Genomic DNA, 19,293 nt, shown 5'->3' with positions numbered 1-19,293 from the left:
TTGGCCCGCCATCACAGCGATGGCGGGCCGGGTGCGTCAGTGCTGGAGGATCTTGGCGAGGAACTGCTGGGCCCGCTCGGAGCGTGCACTGATGTCGCCGAAGAACTCTTCCTTGGGGCAGTCTTCGACGATCTTGCCGGCATCCATGAAGATCACCCGGTCGGCGACCTTGCGGGCGAAACCCATCTCGTGGGTCACGCACATCATGGTCATGCCTTCGTGGGCCAACTGCACCATCACGTCGAGCACCTCGTTGACCATTTCCGGGTCGAGCGCCGAGGTCGGTTCGTCGAACAGCATCACCACCGGATCCATCGCCAGGGCGCGGGCGATCGCCACCCGCTGCTGCTGGCCGCCGGAGAGTTGGCCCGGGTGCTTGTGGGCGTGCTCCTTGAGGCCGACGCGGTCAAGCAGGGCCAGGCCCTTCTGGGTAGCTTCTTCCTTGCTGCGGCCCAGCACCTTGATCTGCGCGATGGTCAGGTTCTCGGTGATGGTCAGGTGCGGGAACAGCTCGAAGTGCTGGAACACCATGCCGACGCGCGAGCGCAGTTTCGGCAGGTTGGTCTTCTTGTCGGCGATGGAGGTACCGTCGACCACGATGTCGCCCTTCTGGAAGGGCTCCAGCGCATTGACGCATTTGATCAGGGTCGACTTGCCCGAGCCGGACGGTCCGCAGACCACGACCACTTCGCCTTTCTTGACGTCCGTGGTGCAGTCGGTCAGCACCTGGAAGTCCCCATACCACTTGTTGACGTTCTTGATGGAAATCATACGGCTAACCTTTTTTGCAGGAGCTTGACCAGCTGCGAGGCAGCGAAGCTGATGGTGAAGTAGACCAGGCCGGCGAAGATCAGGAATTCATGGGGCTGCCCCAGAATGTCGCCACGGGAGCGGGCGGCATTGAGGAAGTCCATCAGGCCGACGGTGTAGACCAGCGAGGTGTCCTGGAACAGGATGATGCTCTGCTGCAGCAGCAGCGGGGTCATCTTGCGAAACGCCTGGGGCAGGATGATCAGCCGCATGGTCTGGCCGTAGCTCATGCCCAGTGCCTGGGCAGCGCCCATCTGGCCCTTGGGAATGGACTGGATACCGGCGCGCACGATTTCGCAGAAGTACGCCGCCTCGAACATGATGAACGCCACCAGGCAGGACGCGAACGCGCCCACCGGCGTGTCTTCACCGGTGATCCAGCGCAGGATGAACGGCACCGCGAAGTAGAACCAGGTGATGACCAGCAGCAGCGGGATCGAGCGGAAGTAGTTGACGTAAGTGGCGGCCAGTTTGGACAGCAGCACGTTGCTCGACAGGCGCATCAGCGCCAGCAGGGTGCCGAGAATCACGCCACCGATGACGCCCATGACCATCAGTTGCAGGGTCATGGCCATGCCTTCCCAGAGGCCCGGCAGAGCGGGAATGATCTGACTGAAGTCCATCATTTGCCTCCCACGGAGATCAGGCCCGGCACGGCGACCTTACGCTCGACCATGCGCATGATCATCATCAGGCTCATGTTCAGGGTGAAGTAGATCAGCGTCGCCAGGGTAAAGGCTTCGAACAGGTTGGCGCTGAATTCGGCGGTCTGCTTGGTCTGCGCGAGCAGCTCCATCAGGCCGATCAGCGAGGCCACCGAGGAGTTCTTGAAGATGTTCAGGAACTCGCTGGTGAGCGGCGGAATGATGATCCGGTAGGCCTGGGGCAGCAGTACGTTGCGGTAGATCTGTGGCAGACGGAAGCCCATGGCGTAGGCCGCGGCGGTCTGGCCCTTGGGCAGTGCTTCGATACCGGTGCGCACCTGCTCGCAGACGCGGGCGGCGGTGAACAGGCCGAGACAGACCACGACCGACAGGTAGGCCGAGGTCGCCGGGTTGAGGTCCTGCTTGAACCACAGCTCCAGCGGTTCGGGCAGCAGATCCGGGACCAGGAAGTACCAGAGGAACAGCTGCACCAGCAGCGGTACGTTACGGAAGATCTCCACATACGCGGTGGCGATCCCGGAGATCAGGCGGTTCGGCACGGTGCGCATCACACCGAGCAGCGAGCCGAGCGACAGGGCGATCAGCCAGCCGACCAGGGCGATGGCGATGGTCCAGCCCAGGCCGGTGATGAACCACTCCAGGTAGATTTCATCGCCAATGCCGGTGGACTTGAAGAAGATGCCCCAGTCCCAGTTGTAGTTCATTACGGGTTTCCCCTCAGGTGGGTTGACGCAGCGAAGCTCGGCGGCGGGCAGCAGTCACCCGCATCCGCGTGAGCGAACGGTTTTCGGCTTCGTCAGGAAATGGATGGAGAGGCCGCTGGCCTCTCCGGGTCCCCCTACGCCCCTTCTCGTGAAAGGGGCGTGGCATCACACCGTCAGATCTGCTCTACAGACTTGTCGGTCGGCTCGGCGATCAGCTTCTTCAGCTGGTCACTCATGGGGAAGTTGAGGTTCAGGCCTTTTGGCGGAACCGGCTGCTGGAACCACTTGTTGTAGATGTCGTTGATTTCGCCCGAAGCGAAGGTATCGCTGATGGCCTTGTCGACCACCTTCTTGAAGCCTTCGTCGCCCTTGCGAACCATGCAGCCGTAGATTTCGAAGGACTGCGGGGTGCCGACCACGTGCCAGTCGTCCGGCTTCTTGGCCTTGGCCATTTCGCCGGCCAGCAGGGCGTCATCCATCATGAAGGCCACGGCGCGGTTGGACTCGAGCATCAGGAAGGACTCGCCGTGATCCTTGGCGGAAATCACGTTCATGCCCATCTTCTTCTCGGCGTTCATGGACTTGAGCAGGCGCTCGGACGTAGTGCCGGCGGTGGTCACCACGTTCTTGCCCTTGAGGTCTTCGAAATCGTTCACGCCGCTGCTCTTCTTGGTCAGCAGGCGGGTGCCCACTTCGAAGATGCCGACGGAGAAGTCGACCTGACGCTGACGCTCGACGTTGTTGGTGGTGGAGCCGCACTCCAGGTCCACGGTGCCGTTCTGCACCAGCGGGATGCGGGTCTGGGAGGTCACCAGGTTGTAGCGGACCTTCAGGTCAGGCATCTCCAGCTCTTTCTTCAGCTCCTCGACGACCTTCAGTTGCAGGTCATGGGAGTAGCCGACCGGCTGCTTGGAGGTGTCGCCGTAATAGGAGAAGGGGATGGACGAGTCGCGGTGGCCCAGGGTGATGGTGCCCGAATCCTTGATCTTCTTCAGGGTGCCGGTCAGTTCGGCGGCGAAGACTGGGCTGGACATCAGGGTGGCGGCGACGGCTACAGCCAGTACGCGGGGGACGATACGCATGGGTCGGTTCCTCGGTGTTGTTGTTATTGAGGACGTACGCTGGGGTACGTGCCTCCATGTGGAAGGGCTATCGCTTTCCTGCCTTGTAAGGAGCAGGATGCGTGCCAGGCTGCGGCGCTAGCGCTCTCATAGCGCAACTGTATGAATACAAAGGCTATTTTTATTTGGTAGGGATGCTGAGAACAGACGTTGCGGTCGGATGTTCGGTTTTTTGATCGCTTGGTGTTCGGGTTTCCGAATGAGGATGGGCGGCGCTGAAGGCCGCCCGGCAGGCCGTATTAGCGGTTACGCAGGAAGGCGTTGATGAATTCGCCCTGGTTGGCAGCGTCGCGCTCGGTGGTGAACTGAATGCGATTGCCCTGTTCGCGAATCTTCATTTCCTTGCCGAAGCTGCATTCGACGGTGTTCAGCTTGGCGGCCTGTTCCTTGAATTCCGGCGAGCTGCTGCACAGGTTGTTCATCTGATTGACCACCTCGCCGCAGTAGCCGGACACGCTCAGCTCCTTGAGCAGCTGCTCGTCCATGGCCTGCCAGTTCACTTCGGTCTTCAGGGTGGTGCCGCAACTGGCCGACGCCTCCTGATCCATCTGCTGCAGGCGTTCGACGTGATACTGCTGGCGCTTCTCGCGGTCGAACTCGGCCAGCTTGTCCTGCACGCCATCTTTTTTCTGCTTCTCGTACAGCGCCAGCAGCTCGGTCGGTTTGACCGCCTTGCTGGCCTTCTCGTCGAAGCTCAGGTACAGCGGCTCACGGTTGCCCGGCAGGTACAGCTGGTAGGACTCCCCGCCCCACTCCTGGCGCTGGCCGATCAGCACGTAGGCGCTGCCGTCGAGGGTGGTGGCGTAGTCGCTTTCGTCCTGGCTGCGTGGTTTGACGTCGGTCAGCAACACCACTTCATCCAGCGCATGGTTGATACCGCTGATCTGCACCAGAGCCTGTTTTTCGTCGCTGCTGGGGGCGAGCACGACGTTGATGCCCTTGTCGGCGACGAAGGCCTTGGGGTATTTCGCCAGCTCCAGGGCGCTGGCGTTGAAAGTCAGGAAGGTTGAGGCGATAAGCAGCGACAGCCGTGTCATGGCATGGTCCTTTGGTGGGTAATGAAGCTGAGTCTAACGGCGTCTGACAGCGGGTTCTGTGAGCCCGTTCCGCGCTGTCAGACGTCACGCTCAGAATTGCATCACCACCCGGCCTTCTATCTTCCCGGCACGCATCTGTTGGAGTACGTCATTGACGTTGTCCAGCCGGTCACGGTGGATGGTTGCCTTGACCAGCCCTTCGCCGGCGAAATCCAGCGCTTCCTGCAGATCCGCTCGGGTGCCGACGATCGAGCCGGTGATGCTGATGGCCTTGAGCACCACGTCGAAGATCGGCGTCGGGAAGTCGCCCGGCGGCAGTCCTACCAGAGCGACGGTGCCGCCCCGGCGGGCCATGCCGATGGCCTGGCCGAAGGCGCTGTTGGATACGGCGGTGACCAGCACGCCGTGGGCGCCACCGATGTCGCGCTGAATGACCTCGGCCGGGTTTTCCTGGCGAGCGTTGATGGTCAGGCTGGCGCCGAGCTTTTTGGCCAGCGCCAGCTTGGCGTCGTCCACGTCGATGGCGGCCACGTGCAGGCCCATGGCCCGGGCGTACTGCACCGCCACGTGACCGAGGCCGCCGATGCCGGAAATCGCCACCCACTGGCCGGGCCGGGCACCCGTCACCTTCAGGCCTTTATAGACGGTAACGCCGGCGCAGAGGATCGGCGCGATCTCGGCGAACTCGACGGTCTTGGGCAGGATGCCTACATAGTTGGGGTCGGCCAGCACGTATTCGGCGTAGCTGCCGTTGACCGAGTAACCGGTGTTCTGCTGATCGGCGCAGAGGGTTTCCCAGCCGGTCAGGCAGTGTTCGCAGCAGCCGCAAGCGGTGTACAGCCAGGGCACGCCGACCCGGTCGCCTTCGCGCACCCGGGTCACGCCGGCACCGACCGCGGCAACGTAGCCGACGCCTTCATGGCCTGGAATGAACGGCAGGCTGGGCTTTACCGGCCAGTCCCCGTCGGCGGCGTGCAGGTCGGTGTGGCAAACGCCCGCCGCCTCGATCTTCACCAGTATCTGCCCGGGGCCGGGCAGGGGCACTTTCACCTCCTCGAGCCGCAGGGGCTCGCCGAAGGCATGGGCGACGGCGGCTTTCATGGTCTGCTGCATGGCGCGATCCTCCTCGATAGGAACCCCAGTATGGAAGGCCCGGCAGGGCGGATATTGCTCCAGGACAAATTCCGGTGCCCATGGCGCCACCGGCCGACAGGCGGTCGGTTATCGATTTATGCGCGACTGCAGTATAATTGCCGATTTGCGCAAACCACGCCTCCCGCGTGGTTTGTTGTTTCTGCCGCGGCGCCAAGCGCCCGATCAATCGACATGGCGCCCTGCGCCCGAGACGTAGAGAGGCACGACGATGAGTGCACTGGTTGGCGTGATCATGGGTTCCAAATCCGACTGGAGCACCCTGAGCCATACCGTCGAGATGCTCGACAAGCTGGGCATCCCCAACGAGGTGAAGGTGGTTTCCGCCCACCGCACCCCGGACCTGTTGTTCCAGTACGCCGAAGAAGCCGAGGGCCGTGGCATCCAGGTGATCATTGCCGGTGCCGGTGGCGCTGCCCACCTGCCGGGCATGTGTGCCGCCAAGACTCACCTGCCGGTGCTCGGTGTGCCGGTGCAGTCGTCCATGCTCTCGGGCGTCGACTCGCTGCTGTCCATCGTGCAGATGCCGGCCGGTATTCCGGTGGCCACCCTGGCCATCGGCAAGGCCGGCGCCATCAACGCCGCGCTGCTGGCGGCGAGCATCCTCGGTCATCAGCACCCGCAGTTCCACGCGGCGCTCAAGCAGTTCCGCGACGAGCAGACCAACACCGTGCTGGACAACCCGGACCCGAGGGCACAGTGATGAAGATCGGCGTAATCGGCGGCGGCCAGCTCGGCCGCATGTTGGCCCTGGCGGGCACTCCGCTGGGGATGAATTTCGCGTTTCTCGACCCCGCGCCGGACGCCTGTGCGCAAGCCCTGGGCGAGCACATCCGTGCCGATTACGGCGATCAGGATCACCTGCGCCAGCTGGCCGACGAGGTCGATCTGGTGACCTTCGAGTTCGAGAGCGTGCCGGCGGAAACCGTGGCTTTCCTCTTCCAGTTCGTACCGGTGTACCCGAGCGCCGAGTCGCTGCGCATCGCCCGTGATCGCTGGTTCGAGAAGTCGATGTTCAAGGACCTGGGCATCCCCACGCCCGAGTTCGCCGACGTCCGGTCCCAGGCCGATCTCGATGCGGCCGTTGCCAGCATCGGCCTGCCGGCGGTGATGAAGACCCGCACCCTGGGCTACGACGGCAAGGGCCAGAAGGTCCTGCGCAAGCCCGAAGACGTGGCCGGTTCCTTTGCCGAGCTGGGCAGCGTGCCGTGCATCCTCGAAGGCTTCGTGCCGTTCACCGGTGAAGTGTCGCTGGTCGCCGTGCGCGGCCGTGATGGCGAAACACGCTTCTACCCGCTGGTGCACAACACCCACGACAGCGGCATTCTCAGCCTGTCGATCGCCAGCACCGCGCACCCGCTGCAGGCGCTGGCCGAAGATTACGTCGGCCGTGTGCTGAAGCAACTCGACTATGTCGGCGTGCTGGCCTTCGAGTTCTTCGAGGTCGACGGCGGCCTGAAGGCCAACGAGATCGCCCCGCGCGTGCACAACTCCGGGCACTGGACCATCGAAGGCGCCGAGTGCAGCCAGTTCGAGAACCACTTGCGCGCCGTCGCCGGCCTGCCACTGGGCTCGACCGCCAAGGTCGGCGAGAGCGCCATGCTCAACTTCATCGGCAGCGTACCGGCTGTGGATAAAGTGGCGGCCATCGACGATTGCCACCTGCACCACTACGGCAAGGCCTTCAAGGCCGGGCGCAAGGTCGGCCACGCCACCCTGCGTTGCGCGGATCGGGCGACCCTCGACAGCCGCATCGCCCAGGTGCAGGCGCTGATCGACGCCGGCTGAGGAGGTTGAACCTCTCCGGCACCGCTTCCGTCTGATGAAAGGCGCCGCATTCGTGCGGCGCCTTTTTCATTTCTGGAGGGCGTCATGGGTATTATCGGCACTATTTTCATCGGCCTGATCGTTGGCCTGTTGGCTCGCTTCCTCAAGCCGGGCGATGACAGCATGGGGTGGATCATGACCATTCTGCTGGGCATCGGTGGCTCCATCGCCGCGACCTACGGTGGCCAGGCACTGGGCATTTACGAAGCGGGCGAAGCGGCGGGTTTCATCGGCGCGGTCGTCGGTGCGATCATCCTGCTGGTGATCTTCGGCATGATCACTAAGAAGCGTTGAACCGGTAGCCTGACGCATCGACGCCCGGCTATCTCCCGTTGTCATCATGTGAGTCCCGTCGATGCGTTACCTGTTGTTGGTCCTGCTGTTGCTGAGCGGCTTCGCCCGCGCCGAACTCCCCGAAACCGACTGGCTCGACCTGATGCCTGAGGAGGATCAGCGCGCGCTCGAGCAGATGCCGGAAATCGTCCATAACGGCCCGGAAGGTGCCGGCACGTTCGACAGCAAGGGTGGCTTGAAGCAACAGGACAAAGGCCTGCCCGCCGTCATGTACTCGGCCAAGACCGTACCAGGCATGAACGGCAAGAAGATCCGCCTCGGTGGCTACCCGGTGCCGCTGGAAACCGACAACGCCGGGAGAAGCACGCTGTTCTTCCTGGTGCCATACCCCGGCGCCTGCATCCACGTGCCACCACCGCCGCCGAACCAACTGGTGCTGGTGCGCTACCCCAAGGGCATCGCCCTCGACGATATCTACGAGCCGCTGTGGGTCAATGGCACGCTGAAAGTCGAGTCCGTCAGCAACGATCTGGCCGATGCCGCCTACGCGCTGGATGCCAGCAGCGCGAGGATGGTCGAGGAAGGGGATCTGTAATGTGAAAACGGCGCCAGGAGGCGCCGTTTTTTGTACTCAGGAGCGGATGACCAGGTGCATGGCCTGACGGGCCATGTCGACAACTGCTCGGGCGAGCAGGTCGAGTACCCAGCGCAGGAAGAACGTGGTCACTTCAATGGTCGCGGGCACGGCACGGCCCAGGAATTTGAAGATTTTCACGATCAGGGCGCGGACCGAATCGCTGATGTCTTTGCAGATCTGGGCGCCCTGCACCAGGATCCCGGCAATCTGGTCCAGCACCGTAACGCCGATGGTGATCGCGCTACCGATAACGATATTGGCGGCCTTCTTGAGCAGGTACTGCATAGCCTTGGAGATCATCCACAGGGTTGCTGCGGAAAACATGGTCGGGCCGTAGCTGGCGCTTTCCAGCCAGATATCGATTTCCCGATCCAGGGGCGGCTCCGGATTGCGATAGAGCCCTCTCCAGCTGGCGTCTCCAATCGAAGGCAGGTAGGAGGTCATGCGGTGAGCGTCAGGGCTGATCTGCGCGCCCTTCCACGGAATCATGCAGACATTACCGGTAACCGGCACATGGCTGAACGGGAAGATCGGCACCATGCTCACCGGGTCGGCGCTGTGGTAGACCCGGTGGATATTGTCGGCGCCGAGCTTGCCGCTCAGGTGGCGGGCAAAGCCTGCCACTCCGGTGCGCGGCGAGCCAAAGGTGTAGAGCTTGATGCCGGCCACGCCCAGTTCGCTGAGATGGTCGGCTGCCAGGGTGGCGAGGGCGCCGCCCAGGCTGTGACCCACGCAGTGCACGGTGCTGGGGTTGCGCCCGCGCATGAAGGCGTCGAGGTCACCGCGCAGGGATTTGAACGTCTCGTTGAAGCCTGCGTGTACCGGCCAGGTGCTGGGGCCGCGCTGCAGGCCGGCGTTGGCATCGGTCAGGGCGTCGGCAATGCTGTCGGTACCGCGAAATGCCAGCAGCATCTCGCCCTGGCGGCCGCCCACGCCATGCACCGCATAGGCGAAGCCGGTGCGGGTACGAAAGATCGCACCGCTGGTGCCACTGGCCATCTGCAGCTTGGAGAAGTCGAAGGCGTTGCTCAGGCCGAGACGGGCGGCTTCATCCTCCACGCCGCCCATGGATGACATGACGGCATCCTTGACGGTGTAGACATGGGTGGCGATTTGCGCGGATTGCTTGGGGCTCAAGGGGTTCACAGCCGAATCCTTCTGGTCTGGTGAGGGTGATGGGGCATCACTGCAGGACGCAGATGCCAAAGGTCTCTGTCTCGGGATGGGCGACAGGCTCGCTGTTCAGTTCACAGATGAACGTCAGCGGGCGGTTTTTCACTTCGCCCAGGTTGTCGTAGTTGTGCTTGGTGAATACCCAGCCCTTGTGTTCCTTGCCCTGGTACCTGAGCGTGATGCGCTGGCCGGTTACTGGTTCGTGGGGCATGAAACCGGCCGTCAGTGACTTGGCCGTGACAGCCGGAAAGTGGAAGCGACCCTGCGCGTCGCTTTTCGTATTGTTCTTGCGGTGTTCGTTTTTCCAGTGCCAGTGATATTCCTGCTCGATATCCACGCCTTGCACGGGCTTGCCATCGAGCAGCACCGTGCCCTGGACCTCGGAGAACAGATAGAGCGTCTTGGAAAAAGCCATGGCGTAACCCTGTGTGAAAAGTCCGATAAGCAGCAGTGCGCAGCAGGAAAGCGTTTTGCGGTTCAAGGGCGTTTCCTCGCCAGGTGAATATGATTCTTGGGTGGACGGAGTCATCGATAAGCGTTTCCTTGCTTGCCGGCCTGCTAGGAAATATCGGCCACCGAGGCAGGTCCTCATCAACGGGTGGCCCAGCTCAGTGGCGCTCCCTGCGTGGGCAGTTCGAATCGATCACCGAGTATAGCGAGGGGCGTGGTGGGGATTTCTTGAGCATGTTCGCACTCTCCTTGTGTCGTTGGTCGCTTGAGCTCAGCTGCCCAGTAATCGCTTTTGCCGGCGTGCCGGCGCATCCGTTGCAAACAGAGCGCTGGTCGGCTGGTAGCGCGCCAGCAGGCTGGCGGCCGCTCGGCGTTGTCGCTGCATCCCGCTGCGCAGTACCGCCATGCATTGCTGCTCGCTGAACGGCTGGCCTAGCAGGTAGCCGGTGCCTGGCTGCAAGCCTTGTTGCTGGCTCTGCCACCACTGCTCGACGCGCTGCGGGTCGGGCCAGGGCAGGTCGATGTCCGGATCCATGCTGACGTTGGCGTCGGACGGATCATCGCTAGGGCCTTCGTCGTAGTCGGGATAGACGTCTAATTCCAGGTCGAGTTCCGCGAGGTCGGCGCCGGTGATCAGGCTGAAGGCTTCACCCGCTGCACGGGCCGTGGGCAGGTCGTGCATCTGGCGAATCAGCCAGGCAATGGTCTGCGGATCGCCAAGCAGGCCGATGGCCTGGATCGCCATATGGCGGTGCGCCGCGCTCTGCATCAGGCCACGCAACCAGGCGACGCTGGCGTCGCGCGGTTGCCAGGCGAGCAGCACCTCGAGCGCGGGCCGGCGTAGCTCGCCGGGATGCTCGGCGAACAGGCGCAGGTTGCCGAGCGCCTCTTGGTCACCCATCTGGGCGCTGGCCCAGTTGCTCCAGAAGCGGACTTCATCGTCGCCGTGCAGACGGTGCTGACGCAGCGGCTGTAGCAGATCGCGCCGCCGCAGGGTGCCAGCCAGCCGGGCCGCGGCAGCCAGTACGCTGGCATCACCGTGGCCGAGGGCCGACAGCAGCGCCGGGCCCGGATCCTTGCCGTGCAGGGCATGGGCAGCCAGGGCGATCCGGCGGCGCTGGGCGTCCGTGGAGCTCAGGTCGCGTTCAATCAGCGCGGAGGCTTCGTGCCACTCCAGCCAGCCCAGTGCCGCCACAAGATAAGGCTCGCCTTCAGGATGCTCTTGCAGATGCTGGTACAGGGTTTCCAGGGCGCTCTCGTTGCCCAGCCGCAGCGCCAGCGCTGCCGTGGCGAATACCTCGCCCTGGGCGTGTGGGGTGAGGTGCTCCAGTAACAGGTGAAGCCCCTTGAGGCCGGCGATCTGCAGGCCGTCGAGATGAGCCTCGATCCGCTCGTCCAGGTCGCCGAGATGGGCCAGGTCATAATGCGGCGCGCCGACGGCGTAGCTGCGCAGGCCGGCGAGAAAGGCGGCTTCTTCTGCATGCTGGTCGAGGAGGGTGGCGATCATTACTCGACTCGGGTCCACGAAGTGCCATCGAAGGCCAGAATGTCATTTTCCCCGATGGACCAGAGCACCCCATCTGCACTGCTCAAGCTATGGCAGCTATTGGGGACTAGATCACCGAAGTCGACTAGCTCTAGCTGGTCTGCGTTGAGCCAGTACAGTGCATGGAGTGTCGAGACATAAAGCTTGCCGGCAAACCACTCGAGATCCCAGATATCCAAATCGGTAGCTTCATGCTCAACCGGTTCCCATTGATCATGCTTACCCCGCAGCAGGATTCCGTGCATGCCGCAGGCATAAACCCAGCCGTCTTCGGCACAGCACACCCGAGTGAGGTTTATGTTGGTGGGGCTGGCGCAATTCTTCCAAGCCTTGCCATCGAAATGCCAGATTTCGCCATACCAGCCGACGGCGTAGATATCGTGCTCGCTGTAACCATGAATGGATTCGAAGCCGAAAACCATGTCCTTGGCTGGTTGGTCCGGCATGTCGTCGTGCAAGGCAATCCAATTGCCTGGGCCGTCTCGTTTGAATACCTGACGATCCATGCCGCACACATAGGCGAAACCACCGATATTGCGTATCTCCCGCATGATGCTCAACGCTACGCCGGGACAGGCTATCTGCTCGTCATAATCGTCGTTGTTGCCCATCACACGGATATCGCCGTGCTCGCCTAGTGCGATAGCTTGATCCTTTGGCGTTTGAGTAACGCAGATCGAATGAGCGTTCCAGCGCCCTATCTCATACATACCCCATCCGCCATTATCCCAGGCATAAAAAGAGGTATGTGGTAAGCCGTCCGCGGCAAGATCAGGGTCAATGCACAAGACATAAGCGAGGTCGCCGTAGCGCACGGCCCCGCTGCGGTAACGGTAACCAACGTCCTTGAACATCATCGTGTGGTACTCCCTGAGTTATCTATTGACCGTTTGCCCTTGTCGTATTGCTGCCAAGCTTTCTCGGCAACCTTGCTGTCGGTTTTGCCACTGGGTGACGAGGGTATTTTCGTGTCCGGTTTCACGCCTACTTCGGGGCTGGAGTGGTAGGCGTTGAGTTGCGACTCCAGACACTTCTGATCACATCCGCCCTGAAATACCATATTCACTGACGCGGCCCCGCATTCGGTGGCCTGGCGCAAGGTCCATGTGCCATCGGGAGCCAGCTTTTTTGCCCTGACGCCTTGATAGGTATGCATCAAACCGTGGGTTGCGGTCGTATTGTCAGGGCCTTCCGCGCATACGCAGGGGGCTCGATCAAGGTCGTATTTCGAGTTCTTGAATTGAGCTCTCAAGGAGCCGCCTTCTTTGCGGGTGCCTGGTTCGAGGAACGCCGAAGCCTCTATGAGATGGTGGCCTGTCTGGCCTGGGCAGCAGCCTGGTTGGCGGTTTTTACCGCGACCTTTAGGCTTGTAGGGGGTCAGCATGCAACGTCGAGCCTGCAGGCATTTATTGGCGCGATTCTTACTGGCGAGTCGCTCGTAAGCGCTCTTGACCGACGCATTGGCCTGGGTCCTGGCCGCGGAGCCCTTGGCGGTAAGCGCCCGCGCTTTTTTCGCTTTCACCAGTTCGGTGGTTGGTGGGCATGGGTCGTCGTCTCCATGAGGGGTGTATTCCTTACAGGCATCTTTCTCTTTCTTGATGTCTTCCTTGCACGGCCCTTCACCCTTGCTCACTGCCATCTGATCCAGATACGGCCAGGTCGGCGTATTCCCCGGAAACGACCCATGGTTATGGGTCGTCAAATCCATATGCCGCACCACGTTCTTGCCTTCGAACTTGACGTCCATCGACCAGGAGGTGAAGTACACCTTGCCCTTGATCTTGCCCGTGATGATGCCTTTCTTCGGGGCGCGGCCGGGTTCGTCGCCGTAGCTGGTCTTGTAGTAGCTCTTGTTCTTGAGCATCACTTCCTTGCGGGTGATGCGGATGGTGCGCGTGCCCTTGGTGGTGTCCTTGGACAGCCCGGTGTTGGGGTACGGGATCGGGATGCCCAGAGGCATCGGCGGCGTTTGCGGCGGGGTGAAGCAGACGTCGGGAAAGGCGGCGATGGATTTGCCGCTGGCCGCCTTGCAGGAAATCTCCCGGTTGTTGGCATAGACCTCGTTGGCCATCAGGCGGCTCCTACCCGTTGGTAACGCAGCAACGCCACGGCGCGTTCGCCGGCGTCGTTGCCCAGTTGATAGACGATGTTCGCACCAGGGCTGTAGCCCTTGCGCGAGGCGGCCAGCGCCACCGCCAGCATGGCCGGGCCGATGGCGGCGCCGCATTCGCCGATGCAGTCGGCGGGGTGCCAGATGTCGAACTCTTCCTTGACCACCCGCAGTGTGCGGCTCAGCGCCAGGGCGGCTTCCTTGAAGTAGTACTGCTCGCCGGAGTTGTCGGTCAGGCGATAGTCCATTTCTTCCATACGGCAGTTGCCGTCCTTGAGCGCCGCCTGGGTGGCCTGTACCAGGCCGTCGGCGCGCAGCGGGATGTCGTCGGCTTCCACGGTGGCCTTCTCGACGCCAAAGCCCAGCCCAAAGCAGATCAGCTGTTCGGCTTCCTGGCGCACGGGCGCGCCGACCACCACCGCCGCCGCCCCTTCGCCGGGAATGAAACCGTTGGAATGCCGGCTGGTGAGCAGCCGCTGGCGCTGCTCTAAGGCGGACAGCGTGGCAGCGTTGATAAACGAGTCGACCCCGGCGATCAGCACATGCCGATGGCCACCTTCGTGGATCAGCCGGCGCGCATTGAGCAACGCCACGCCGGCGCTGACCCGGCCCCGCGGGATCAGCGTGGAGGCTTCATGAAAGCGCACGCCCAGCTCGCTTTCGATATCGTGCAGCAGGCTGTTGTCCAGGCCGTCGCTACGCCCTGGGCGATCCAGTTCGGCGACGCCAAGCAGCAGCGGCGTTGCGGTGCAATCGATGCCCGGCACGCCGGCCAGGCTTTCGGCGATGGCGCGGGCGGCCATCTTCACCAGCTTGGTGCGGCCGCGCCACGGCTCCTCCAGCGGCACGCTGGCGGCGATCTGCCATTCGCCGCCGCCGTCGAGGAAGCGGGTTTCCTGGAAGTTGTCGAGGGCGCAGCGGATCGCCGCGCAACTGGCCGGCGCGCTCAGGCCCACGGCGCTGACCATACCGCTGGAGAGGATACTGAGGGCGCTCATGACAGGTCATCCTCGGTCGAGCGGCTGCGGCTCAGTGCGGCCAACGACGGATAGTAGTCCTTGCCCAGCTCGCGGGCGCGCCACCAGGCCCGGGACTTCTCGCCCACCAGCACCTGGGCGATCTCGAACAGGCTGCGCTTGAGGGGGCGGCGGGTGCGCCAGGTGATTTCCACCTGGTTGGCGTCGGTGTCGACCAGCAGGGTATCGATCACAGCCTCTGCCGTTTCATGGCCGCCGGCGCTGAGAAAATAGGTCACCGGCATGCGCACGCTGGGCACCCGGAAGCCGGCGCGCTCGGTGGGCAGCAGGCCGAGCAGGAACACCTCTTCGCCGCCCTTGAGGTAGTCGGTCTGCTGGTCGGCTGGGGCCGCCTGGAAATAGCGCTCGTCGAAGTCCCTGGGCAGGAAGGGGAACTGCTCGTCCTGCCAGGCCTGGTCGTAGGTGCCGGCGAAACCAACCCGCGCTTGCCAGTGCTTGCCCAGCGGGCCGAGGGCCATGGGCTCGAAATCGCCATGGGGTGCATCCACTGGTTGGCCAAGTTTTTCGGTGTTGGGCATCGGCATGCCGACCACGGTGCCGCCGCCCAGGCTGCGCGGGTACCAGCCTTGGCCGGCCGGGTTGCGCAGGTTGCACAGCAGTTGCTCGGGGTTGCCCGGCGCCGGGTGGCTGCCGCCGAAGGCGCTGGCGTAGGAAATGTCCTGGCGCACGAAGGGCTGCGGCGCGCCGGCACTGGTGCCCAGGGCGCCGGGCTGCCAGTGGCGCGGGCCGAACACGCTGAACGCCTTGCTGACCCGGCCGACGCGGATGCCCACGGTGAGCTGGCTAACCGGCCGCCCACCTGGCGCATGGGCGCTGCCACTCACCAGCACGTCGCAGTACGGCTTGAATGGGGCGAAGTCGAACTCGCGCAAGGTCGCGGACAGCGCCGGGTCGCCAGCAAAGGTATCGCTCATCAGCAGCGGCTGTTGCTCATCGAGCAGGCGCGCCACGCTGCCGTCCACCGGCAGGCTGAAGGTGCCCTTGACGATGACCACCAGGTATTCGCGGCCATCGGCGTCCAGGCCCTGGTTGTAGGCGGCCACCATTCGTGTGGCGTTGAGCAGTTCCATGGGCGGCTTCTTAGTTGATCTGCACCGAACCGCCCTTGATGCGGTTCACGCCGCTGGAGCGGCTGGACAGATAGGCGCCCTTGATCAGCACCTTGCCCTCGCGGGTCAGGGTGATGCTGGCCTTGCCGCAGCGCAGCACGATCTCGCGTTCGGCGCTGAATTCCAGGCGCTCGCCGTCCAGATGCGCGACCGCGACCGCGGCCGGTGCCTGCGGCAGGCGCTGGATACGGCCGATCACCAGTGGCTGGGCCGGGTCGCCAGCGACGAACATCAGGGCCACCTGGGCGCCGATGTCCTCGCGGCTGAGGGCCGTGGTGGTGGTCGCGGCGATGCCGGTCTCCGACGGGCAGCCGGCAAAGGCCACCACGGGGCTTGCGGCTTGCGGCACATCGAGCAGTACGCCGATGACCACGCCGTCCAGGCGAGTGGCGGCGGCGGGAGTGTGGTGCTGGACAGTCATGGGGGCTCCTGGCGCTGATCGCGGCCTAGTTCTGCAGGATCTTCTGGCCTTTCATCACGATGTTCTTGGCGGCCTTGACGTTGATCGCTCCAGAGCCGTCGATGCTGATGTTCTTGCCACGAATGAAGATGGTGCCGTCCTTCTTCATGGTGATGCTGGCGGCGCCGGTCTGCAGGGTGATCGAGTCACCTGCCTTGAGCACGAAGTTCTTGCCGACGTTGAGGGTGTCGTCCTTGCCGATGCGGGTGTTGCGTTCGCCGCGCACATAGCGCGATTCGCTGCCGCCGACTGCGGTGGTCTGGTTGGCGCCGATGAACACGCTCTCGTTGGCGGTGACCAGCTCGGTGCGGTCGGCGCCGATGGTGATGCGCTCGTTGTTACCCACGCTTTCGGTACGGTTGGCGCCAATGCTGATGGTTTCGTTGCTGCCGACGCTCTCGGTGCGGTTGGCGCCGATGCTGATGGTCTCGTTACTGCCTACGCTCTCGGTACGGTTGGCACCAATGCTGATCGATTCGTTGCTACCCACGTTTTCGGTGCGGTTCACGCCGATGGTGATGGACTCGTTGTTGCCGACCTTTTCGGTACGGTCGACGCCGATGGTGATGGTCTCGTTGTTGTCCACCGTCTCGGTGCGGTCGTGTTTGACGTGCACCGTTTCGTCGTTGTCGATGGTCTTGCTGCGGTCGTGGCCGACCCAGTGGGTCTCGTCGTTCTCGACCTCGATGTCCTGGTTCTTCTCGGCATGGATGAACAGCTGCTCTTCGCCCTTCTTGTCCTCCATGCGGATTTCGTTGAAGTTGGCCGGCGTGCCACCCTTGCTCGAGCGGCTCTTGGTGCCGCTTTGCGTGGCGTTGGCGGGCAGGTCGTAGGGCACCGTCTGCTCGGCGTTGTAGACGCGACCGGTGATGATCGGCCGGTCGGGGTCGCCTTCCAGAAAACTGACGATGACTTCCTGGCCGATGCGCGGGATCTGGATCGAGCCCCAGTTCTTGCCGGCCCAGTTCTGCGACACACGAATCCAGCACGAGCTGTTCTCGTTGGATTGGTCGTGGCGGTCCCAGTAGAAATGCACCTTCACCCGGCCGTACTGGTCGGTCCAGATTTCCTCGCCCTTGGGGCCGACCACCATGGCCGTCTGTGGGCCTTGCACGATGGGCTGCACGGTCTGCGGAAGTGGTCGGAACACCTGGCTGGCGTCGATGCAGGTCAGGCTGCTGTCGAACTGGAAGTTCTCGTTGCCGCGGCCGCTTTCATAGAGATCCTGGGTGATGGTGTACTCGCTGTCGACGATCAGGTACTCGCGGTTCTGATCGTCGCGCGGGTAATCGGTAAGGCTGAACAGGTGCCCACTGCCCAGGCCGCGGGCATTGCCCTTCAGGCGGATCTGCTCGTACTGCGCCTGGATGGCCTCGATGCGATTGCGCGCGTATTGCTCGCCATCCTTGCTCTGCACGTATTCGCCCGGGTAGTCGTAGAGCGGATAATCGGCGTTGCTATGCTCGCGGGCGATGCTGGAGCGCACTTCCAGGCGTGCGCTGGGGCGCTGGAAGTCGTAGTCGTTGAGCGCCAGGGAGCCGGGCTGCACTTCGTGAGCCAGGTGCCAGTCGTGAATGTGGTCGCGCTCGCGCATCTGGTCGTCGAGCGGATAGAACGGCACGCGCCCATAGCCGGGCGCCGTGCTGTGGGCACCATAGGCATCGCAGAGCACCAGCACATGGCGTTCCTGCTCGTGGCGGAAGTAGTAGTAGATGCCTTCCTGCTCCATCAACCGGCTGACGAAATCGAAGCTGGTCTCGCGGTACTGCACGCAATAGTCCCACTCGCGGTAGGAGCGGGTCAGGGCGTCTTCGAAGTCGGAAAAACCCAGGTCGCGGAACACCTGCTTGACGATGTCCGGCACCGTCTTGCTCTGGAAGATGCGGCAGTCGGAGGTGCGCGACAGCAGCCATAGCCAGGGCTTGAGGGTGACCTGATAGCTGGCGAACTGGCCACGGTGGGCTGTCTGGCTGCAGCGCGCGACGATGCCGTGGAAGTAGCGGTCGCTGCCGTCGGCCAGTTGCACGGCCAGGCCCATGGGCTTGCCGAGCAGGGCGTTGAGCTTGAGCGAGGAGTTTTCCGAGGCCAGGCTGAGTTCGTAGTGGAACAGGCGGCCCAGGGATTCGCTGCCGACCAGGCGCTCCATTACCAGCACGTTGTCGCCGAGCGGGCTGTTGACCTTGGCCATGCGCGACTGTTGTGTGATTGCCATGTGCGTATCCCTGCGATGCCATCCTGTGCCGAAGATAACCGCGAACGCGGTTATCTGCTGAGACGCCGTTCGGAATGTGCGCTCATGCTGGCGAGTCTGTCGAAAATCCTTCATGTGCCGAGGCGATCTTGGCGCGCTGCCAGGTCGCTCGGCGAAGCTGCCAAAGGTGGCGCAAGCCCTATGAGCTTGTCCAGTAATGGCAAGGCGCCACATTGCGCCGTACGGCTTGCGAGCGCTCGCGCCTGGCCCTAAGGTGCGGCTTTCGCACCTGGCGCCCTGTCGATGAATCTGGATCCTTTCGCTCCATACGCCGAGCTGGCTGGCCAGCTGCTGGCCGGCTGCGCGCCGTCTACCGACGATGGCGCCCATGACCTGTCGCACCTGCAGCGGGTGTGGGCCAACGTTCGGCGCTTGCAGCGCGAGGAGGGCGGCGATCTGCAGTTGCTGCTGGCGGCGGTGCTGCTGCATGACTGCGTGGCGGTGGAAAAGGATTCGCCGCTGCGCTCCAGCGCTTCGCGGTTGTCCGCTGCGCGCGCCCACGAGGTGCTCGCAGACCTCGGCTGGTCGAGCGAGCGCATCGCCGCCGTGCGCCATGCCATCGAGGCGCACAGTTTCTCCGCCGCCATTACGCCGACCAGCCTGGAGGCGCGCATCCTGCAGGATGCCGACCGCCTGGACGCCATCGGCCTGATCGGCGTGGCGCGCTGTTTTCATGTCTCCGGGCGCCTGGGCAGTGCGCTGTACGATGCCGAGGATATCGACGCACGCCAGCGGCCACTGGATGACCAGCGTTTCGCCCTGGACCACTTCCACACCAAGTTGCTGGGCCTGGCCGCCGGCTTCCAGACTGCCACCGGTTCGCGCCTGGCCGGGCAGCGGCACGCGTGGATGGCCGCCTTCCTCGACGCCTTTCGCGAAGAAACCCAGCCCTTCGAGCAGTAGAGAACCC

General features: G+C 63.3%; 20 protein-coding genes. 5 read left to right on the top strand and 15 right to left on the bottom strand.

Annotation, left to right across the window (positions count from 1 at the left end; genetic code table 11):
* Nucleotides 1–36: 36 nt before the first annotated feature.
* From BVH01_RS03040 to adhP, 6 genes are all read right to left on the bottom strand, one after another.
* Entirely contained in the window at nucleotides 37–771 is a 735-nt protein-coding gene (locus BVH01_RS03040; protein ID WP_075928902.1) for an amino acid ABC transporter ATP-binding protein, read from the bottom strand.
* Nucleotides 768–1,436, bottom strand: a complete 669-nt coding sequence (locus BVH01_RS03035) for an amino acid ABC transporter permease (protein WP_177344592.1) — start codon at nucleotides 1,434–1,436, stop codon at nucleotides 768–770. Before BVH01_RS03035 ends, BVH01_RS03040 begins: the two co-directional genes overlap by 4 nt.
* Nucleotides 1,433–2,179 carry an amino acid ABC transporter permease gene (locus tag BVH01_RS03030; protein ID WP_075928901.1) on the bottom strand — a complete coding sequence of 249 codons (747 nt, stop codon included), beginning with the start codon at nucleotides 2,177–2,179 and terminating at the stop codon, nucleotides 1,433–1,435. Before BVH01_RS03030 ends, BVH01_RS03035 begins: the two co-directional genes overlap by 4 nt.
* A gap of 173 nt (nucleotides 2,180–2,352) precedes the next feature.
* Nucleotides 2,353–3,261 carry a glutamate/aspartate ABC transporter substrate-binding protein gene (locus tag BVH01_RS03025; protein WP_075928900.1) on the bottom strand — a complete coding sequence of 303 codons (909 nt, stop codon included), beginning with the start codon at nucleotides 3,259–3,261 and terminating at the stop codon, nucleotides 2,353–2,355.
* Nucleotides 3,262–3,539: 278 nt separating this feature from the next.
* Nucleotides 3,540–4,337, bottom strand: a complete 798-nt coding sequence (locus BVH01_RS03020) for a hypothetical protein (RefSeq protein WP_075928899.1) — start codon at nucleotides 4,335–4,337, stop codon at nucleotides 3,540–3,542.
* Nucleotides 4,338–4,427: 90 nt separating this feature from the next.
* On the bottom strand, nucleotides 4,428–5,450 hold the full coding sequence (gene adhP, locus BVH01_RS03015; RefSeq protein ID WP_075928898.1) for an alcohol dehydrogenase AdhP: 1,023 nt from the start codon (nucleotides 5,448–5,450) through the stop codon (nucleotides 4,428–4,430).
* Between the two features lie 250 nt (nucleotides 5,451–5,700).
* Between adhP and purE the strand changes: the two genes are divergently transcribed.
* The 4 genes from purE to BVH01_RS02995 all read left to right on the top strand — a co-directional run bounded on the left by purE (nucleotide 5,701) and on the right by BVH01_RS02995 (nucleotide 8,205).
* A complete protein-coding gene (gene purE / locus BVH01_RS03010) occupies nucleotides 5,701–6,192 on the top strand; it encodes a 5-(carboxyamino)imidazole ribonucleotide mutase (protein WP_075928897.1) in 492 nt (163 codons plus the stop codon).
* On the top strand, nucleotides 6,192–7,277 hold the full coding sequence (locus BVH01_RS03005; protein WP_075928896.1) for a 5-(carboxyamino)imidazole ribonucleotide synthase: 1,086 nt from the start codon (nucleotides 6,192–6,194) through the stop codon (nucleotides 7,275–7,277). The genes purE and BVH01_RS03005 overlap by 1 nt, the downstream gene beginning before the upstream one ends.
* Nucleotides 7,278–7,361: 84 nt before the next feature.
* A complete protein-coding gene (locus BVH01_RS03000; RefSeq protein ID WP_075928895.1) occupies nucleotides 7,362–7,610 on the top strand; it encodes a GlsB/YeaQ/YmgE family stress response membrane protein in 249 nt (82 codons plus the stop codon).
* 61 nt (nucleotides 7,611–7,671) lie between these two features.
* Entirely contained in the window at nucleotides 7,672–8,205 is a 534-nt protein-coding gene (locus BVH01_RS02995; protein WP_075928894.1) for a DUF3299 domain-containing protein, read from the top strand.
* A gap of 36 nt (nucleotides 8,206–8,241) precedes the next feature.
* On the opposite strand, the gene BVH01_RS02990 is transcribed toward BVH01_RS02995, so the two are convergent.
* The 9 genes from BVH01_RS02990 to BVH01_RS02950 form a co-directional block, all read right to left on the bottom strand.
* Nucleotides 8,242–9,393: a lipase family protein gene (locus BVH01_RS02990; RefSeq protein ID WP_075928893.1), complete on the bottom strand. Its 1,152-nt coding sequence runs from the start codon at nucleotides 9,391–9,393 to the stop codon at nucleotides 8,242–8,244.
* Between the two features lie 37 nt (nucleotides 9,394–9,430).
* On the bottom strand, nucleotides 9,431–9,901 hold the full coding sequence (locus BVH01_RS02985) for a DUF6795 domain-containing protein (protein ID WP_075928892.1): 471 nt from the start codon (nucleotides 9,899–9,901) through the stop codon (nucleotides 9,431–9,433).
* A 240-nt stretch (nucleotides 9,902–10,141) separates the two neighbouring features.
* The gene (locus tag BVH01_RS02980) at nucleotides 10,142–11,377 is read right to left on the bottom strand and encodes a TIGR02270 family protein (protein WP_075928891.1); all 1,236 of its coding nucleotides are present in this window, start codon (nucleotides 11,375–11,377) and stop codon (nucleotides 10,142–10,144) included.
* Nucleotides 11,377–12,273, bottom strand: coding sequence for a hypothetical protein (locus BVH01_RS02975; protein ID WP_083651862.1), 897 nt, complete (start codon nucleotides 12,271–12,273; stop codon nucleotides 11,377–11,379). Before BVH01_RS02975 ends, BVH01_RS02980 begins: the two co-directional genes overlap by 1 nt.
* A complete protein-coding gene (locus BVH01_RS02970) occupies nucleotides 12,270–13,487 on the bottom strand; it encodes a PAAR-like domain-containing protein (RefSeq protein ID WP_075928890.1) in 1,218 nt (405 codons plus the stop codon). Before BVH01_RS02970 ends, BVH01_RS02975 begins: the two co-directional genes overlap by 4 nt.
* Entirely contained in the window at nucleotides 13,487–14,524 is a 1,038-nt protein-coding gene (locus BVH01_RS02965; protein ID WP_075928889.1) for a 3-oxoacyl-ACP synthase, read from the bottom strand. The genes BVH01_RS02970 and BVH01_RS02965 overlap by 1 nt, the downstream gene beginning before the upstream one ends.
* Nucleotides 14,521–15,633, bottom strand: a complete 1,113-nt coding sequence (locus BVH01_RS02960) for a DUF2169 domain-containing protein (RefSeq protein WP_075928888.1) — start codon at nucleotides 15,631–15,633, stop codon at nucleotides 14,521–14,523. Before BVH01_RS02960 ends, BVH01_RS02965 begins: the two co-directional genes overlap by 4 nt.
* Nucleotides 15,634–15,643: 10 nt before the next feature.
* Nucleotides 15,644–16,093 (bottom strand): DUF6484 domain-containing protein, encoded by a 450-nt coding sequence (locus BVH01_RS02955; RefSeq protein ID WP_075928887.1) that lies wholly within the window; start codon nucleotides 16,091–16,093, stop codon nucleotides 15,644–15,646.
* A 25-nt stretch (nucleotides 16,094–16,118) separates the two neighbouring features.
* On the bottom strand, nucleotides 16,119–18,344 hold the full coding sequence (locus tag BVH01_RS02950) for a type VI secretion system Vgr family protein (RefSeq protein WP_075928886.1): 2,226 nt from the start codon (nucleotides 18,342–18,344) through the stop codon (nucleotides 16,119–16,121).
* Between the two features lie 282 nt (nucleotides 18,345–18,626).
* On the opposite strand from BVH01_RS02950, the gene BVH01_RS02945 reads away from it, so the two are divergent.
* Complete coding sequence (locus tag BVH01_RS02945) at nucleotides 18,627–19,286, top strand: HD domain-containing protein (RefSeq protein WP_075928885.1); 660 nt, start codon at nucleotides 18,627–18,629, stop codon at nucleotides 19,284–19,286.
* The last annotated feature ends 7 nt before the right edge of the window (nucleotides 19,287–19,293 follow it).

This window comes from Pseudomonas sp. PA1(2017) (assembly GCF_001945375.1).
In the GTDB taxonomy this organism is placed as follows: domain Bacteria; phylum Pseudomonadota; class Gammaproteobacteria; order Pseudomonadales; family Pseudomonadaceae; genus Aquipseudomonas.
Note: the sequence above shows the minus strand (reverse complement) of the source record. Positions and strands in the feature narration are given on the sequence as shown.

What these genes read in the sequence shown, in the direction of transcription:
- BVH01_RS02955 (WP_075928887.1), bottom strand. Translation starts at nt 16,093, where the DNA reads ATGACTGTCCAGCACCACACTCCCGCCGCCGCCACTCGCCTGGACGGC.
- purE (WP_075928897.1), top strand. Translation starts at nt 5,701, where the DNA reads ATGAGTGCACTGGTTGGCGTGATCATGGGTTCCAAATCCGACTGGAGC.
- BVH01_RS02960 (WP_075928888.1), bottom strand. Translation starts at nt 15,633, where the DNA reads ATGGAACTGCTCAACGCCACACGAATGGTGGCCGCCTACAACCAGGGC.
- BVH01_RS02945 (WP_075928885.1), top strand. Translation starts at nt 18,627, where the DNA reads ATGAATCTGGATCCTTTCGCTCCATACGCCGAGCTGGCTGGCCAGCTG.
- BVH01_RS03025 (WP_075928900.1), bottom strand. Translation starts at nt 3,261, where the DNA reads ATGCGTATCGTCCCCCGCGTACTGGCTGTAGCCGTCGCCGCCACCCTG.
- BVH01_RS03020 (WP_075928899.1), bottom strand. Translation starts at nt 4,337, where the DNA reads ATGACACGGCTGTCGCTGCTTATCGCCTCAACCTTCCTGACTTTCAAC.
- BVH01_RS02975 (WP_083651862.1), bottom strand. Translation starts at nt 12,273, where the DNA reads ATGATGTTCAAGGACGTTGGTTACCGTTACCGCAGCGGGGCCGTGCGC.
- BVH01_RS03005 (WP_075928896.1), top strand. Translation starts at nt 6,192, where the DNA reads ATGAAGATCGGCGTAATCGGCGGCGGCCAGCTCGGCCGCATGTTGGCC.
- BVH01_RS03030 (WP_075928901.1), bottom strand. Translation starts at nt 2,179, where the DNA reads ATGAACTACAACTGGGACTGGGGCATCTTCTTCAAGTCCACCGGCATT.
- BVH01_RS02995 (WP_075928894.1), top strand. Translation starts at nt 7,672, where the DNA reads ATGCGTTACCTGTTGTTGGTCCTGCTGTTGCTGAGCGGCTTCGCCCGC.
- BVH01_RS02965 (WP_075928889.1), bottom strand. Translation starts at nt 14,524, where the DNA reads ATGAGCGCCCTCAGTATCCTCTCCAGCGGTATGGTCAGCGCCGTGGGC.
- BVH01_RS02980 (WP_075928891.1), bottom strand. Translation starts at nt 11,377, where the DNA reads ATGATCGCCACCCTCCTCGACCAGCATGCAGAAGAAGCCGCCTTTCTC.
- BVH01_RS02950 (WP_075928886.1), bottom strand. Translation starts at nt 18,344, where the DNA reads ATGGCAATCACACAACAGTCGCGCATGGCCAAGGTCAACAGCCCGCTC.
- adhP (WP_075928898.1), bottom strand. Translation starts at nt 5,450, where the DNA reads ATGCAGCAGACCATGAAAGCCGCCGTCGCCCATGCCTTCGGCGAGCCC.
- BVH01_RS03040 (WP_075928902.1), bottom strand. Translation starts at nt 771, where the DNA reads ATGATTTCCATCAAGAACGTCAACAAGTGGTATGGGGACTTCCAGGTG.
- BVH01_RS03035 (WP_177344592.1), bottom strand. Translation starts at nt 1,436, where the DNA reads ATGATGGACTTCAGTCAGATCATTCCCGCTCTGCCGGGCCTCTGGGAA.
- BVH01_RS02970 (WP_075928890.1), bottom strand. Translation starts at nt 13,487, where the DNA reads ATGGCCAACGAGGTCTATGCCAACAACCGGGAGATTTCCTGCAAGGCG.
- BVH01_RS03000 (WP_075928895.1), top strand. Translation starts at nt 7,362, where the DNA reads ATGGGTATTATCGGCACTATTTTCATCGGCCTGATCGTTGGCCTGTTG.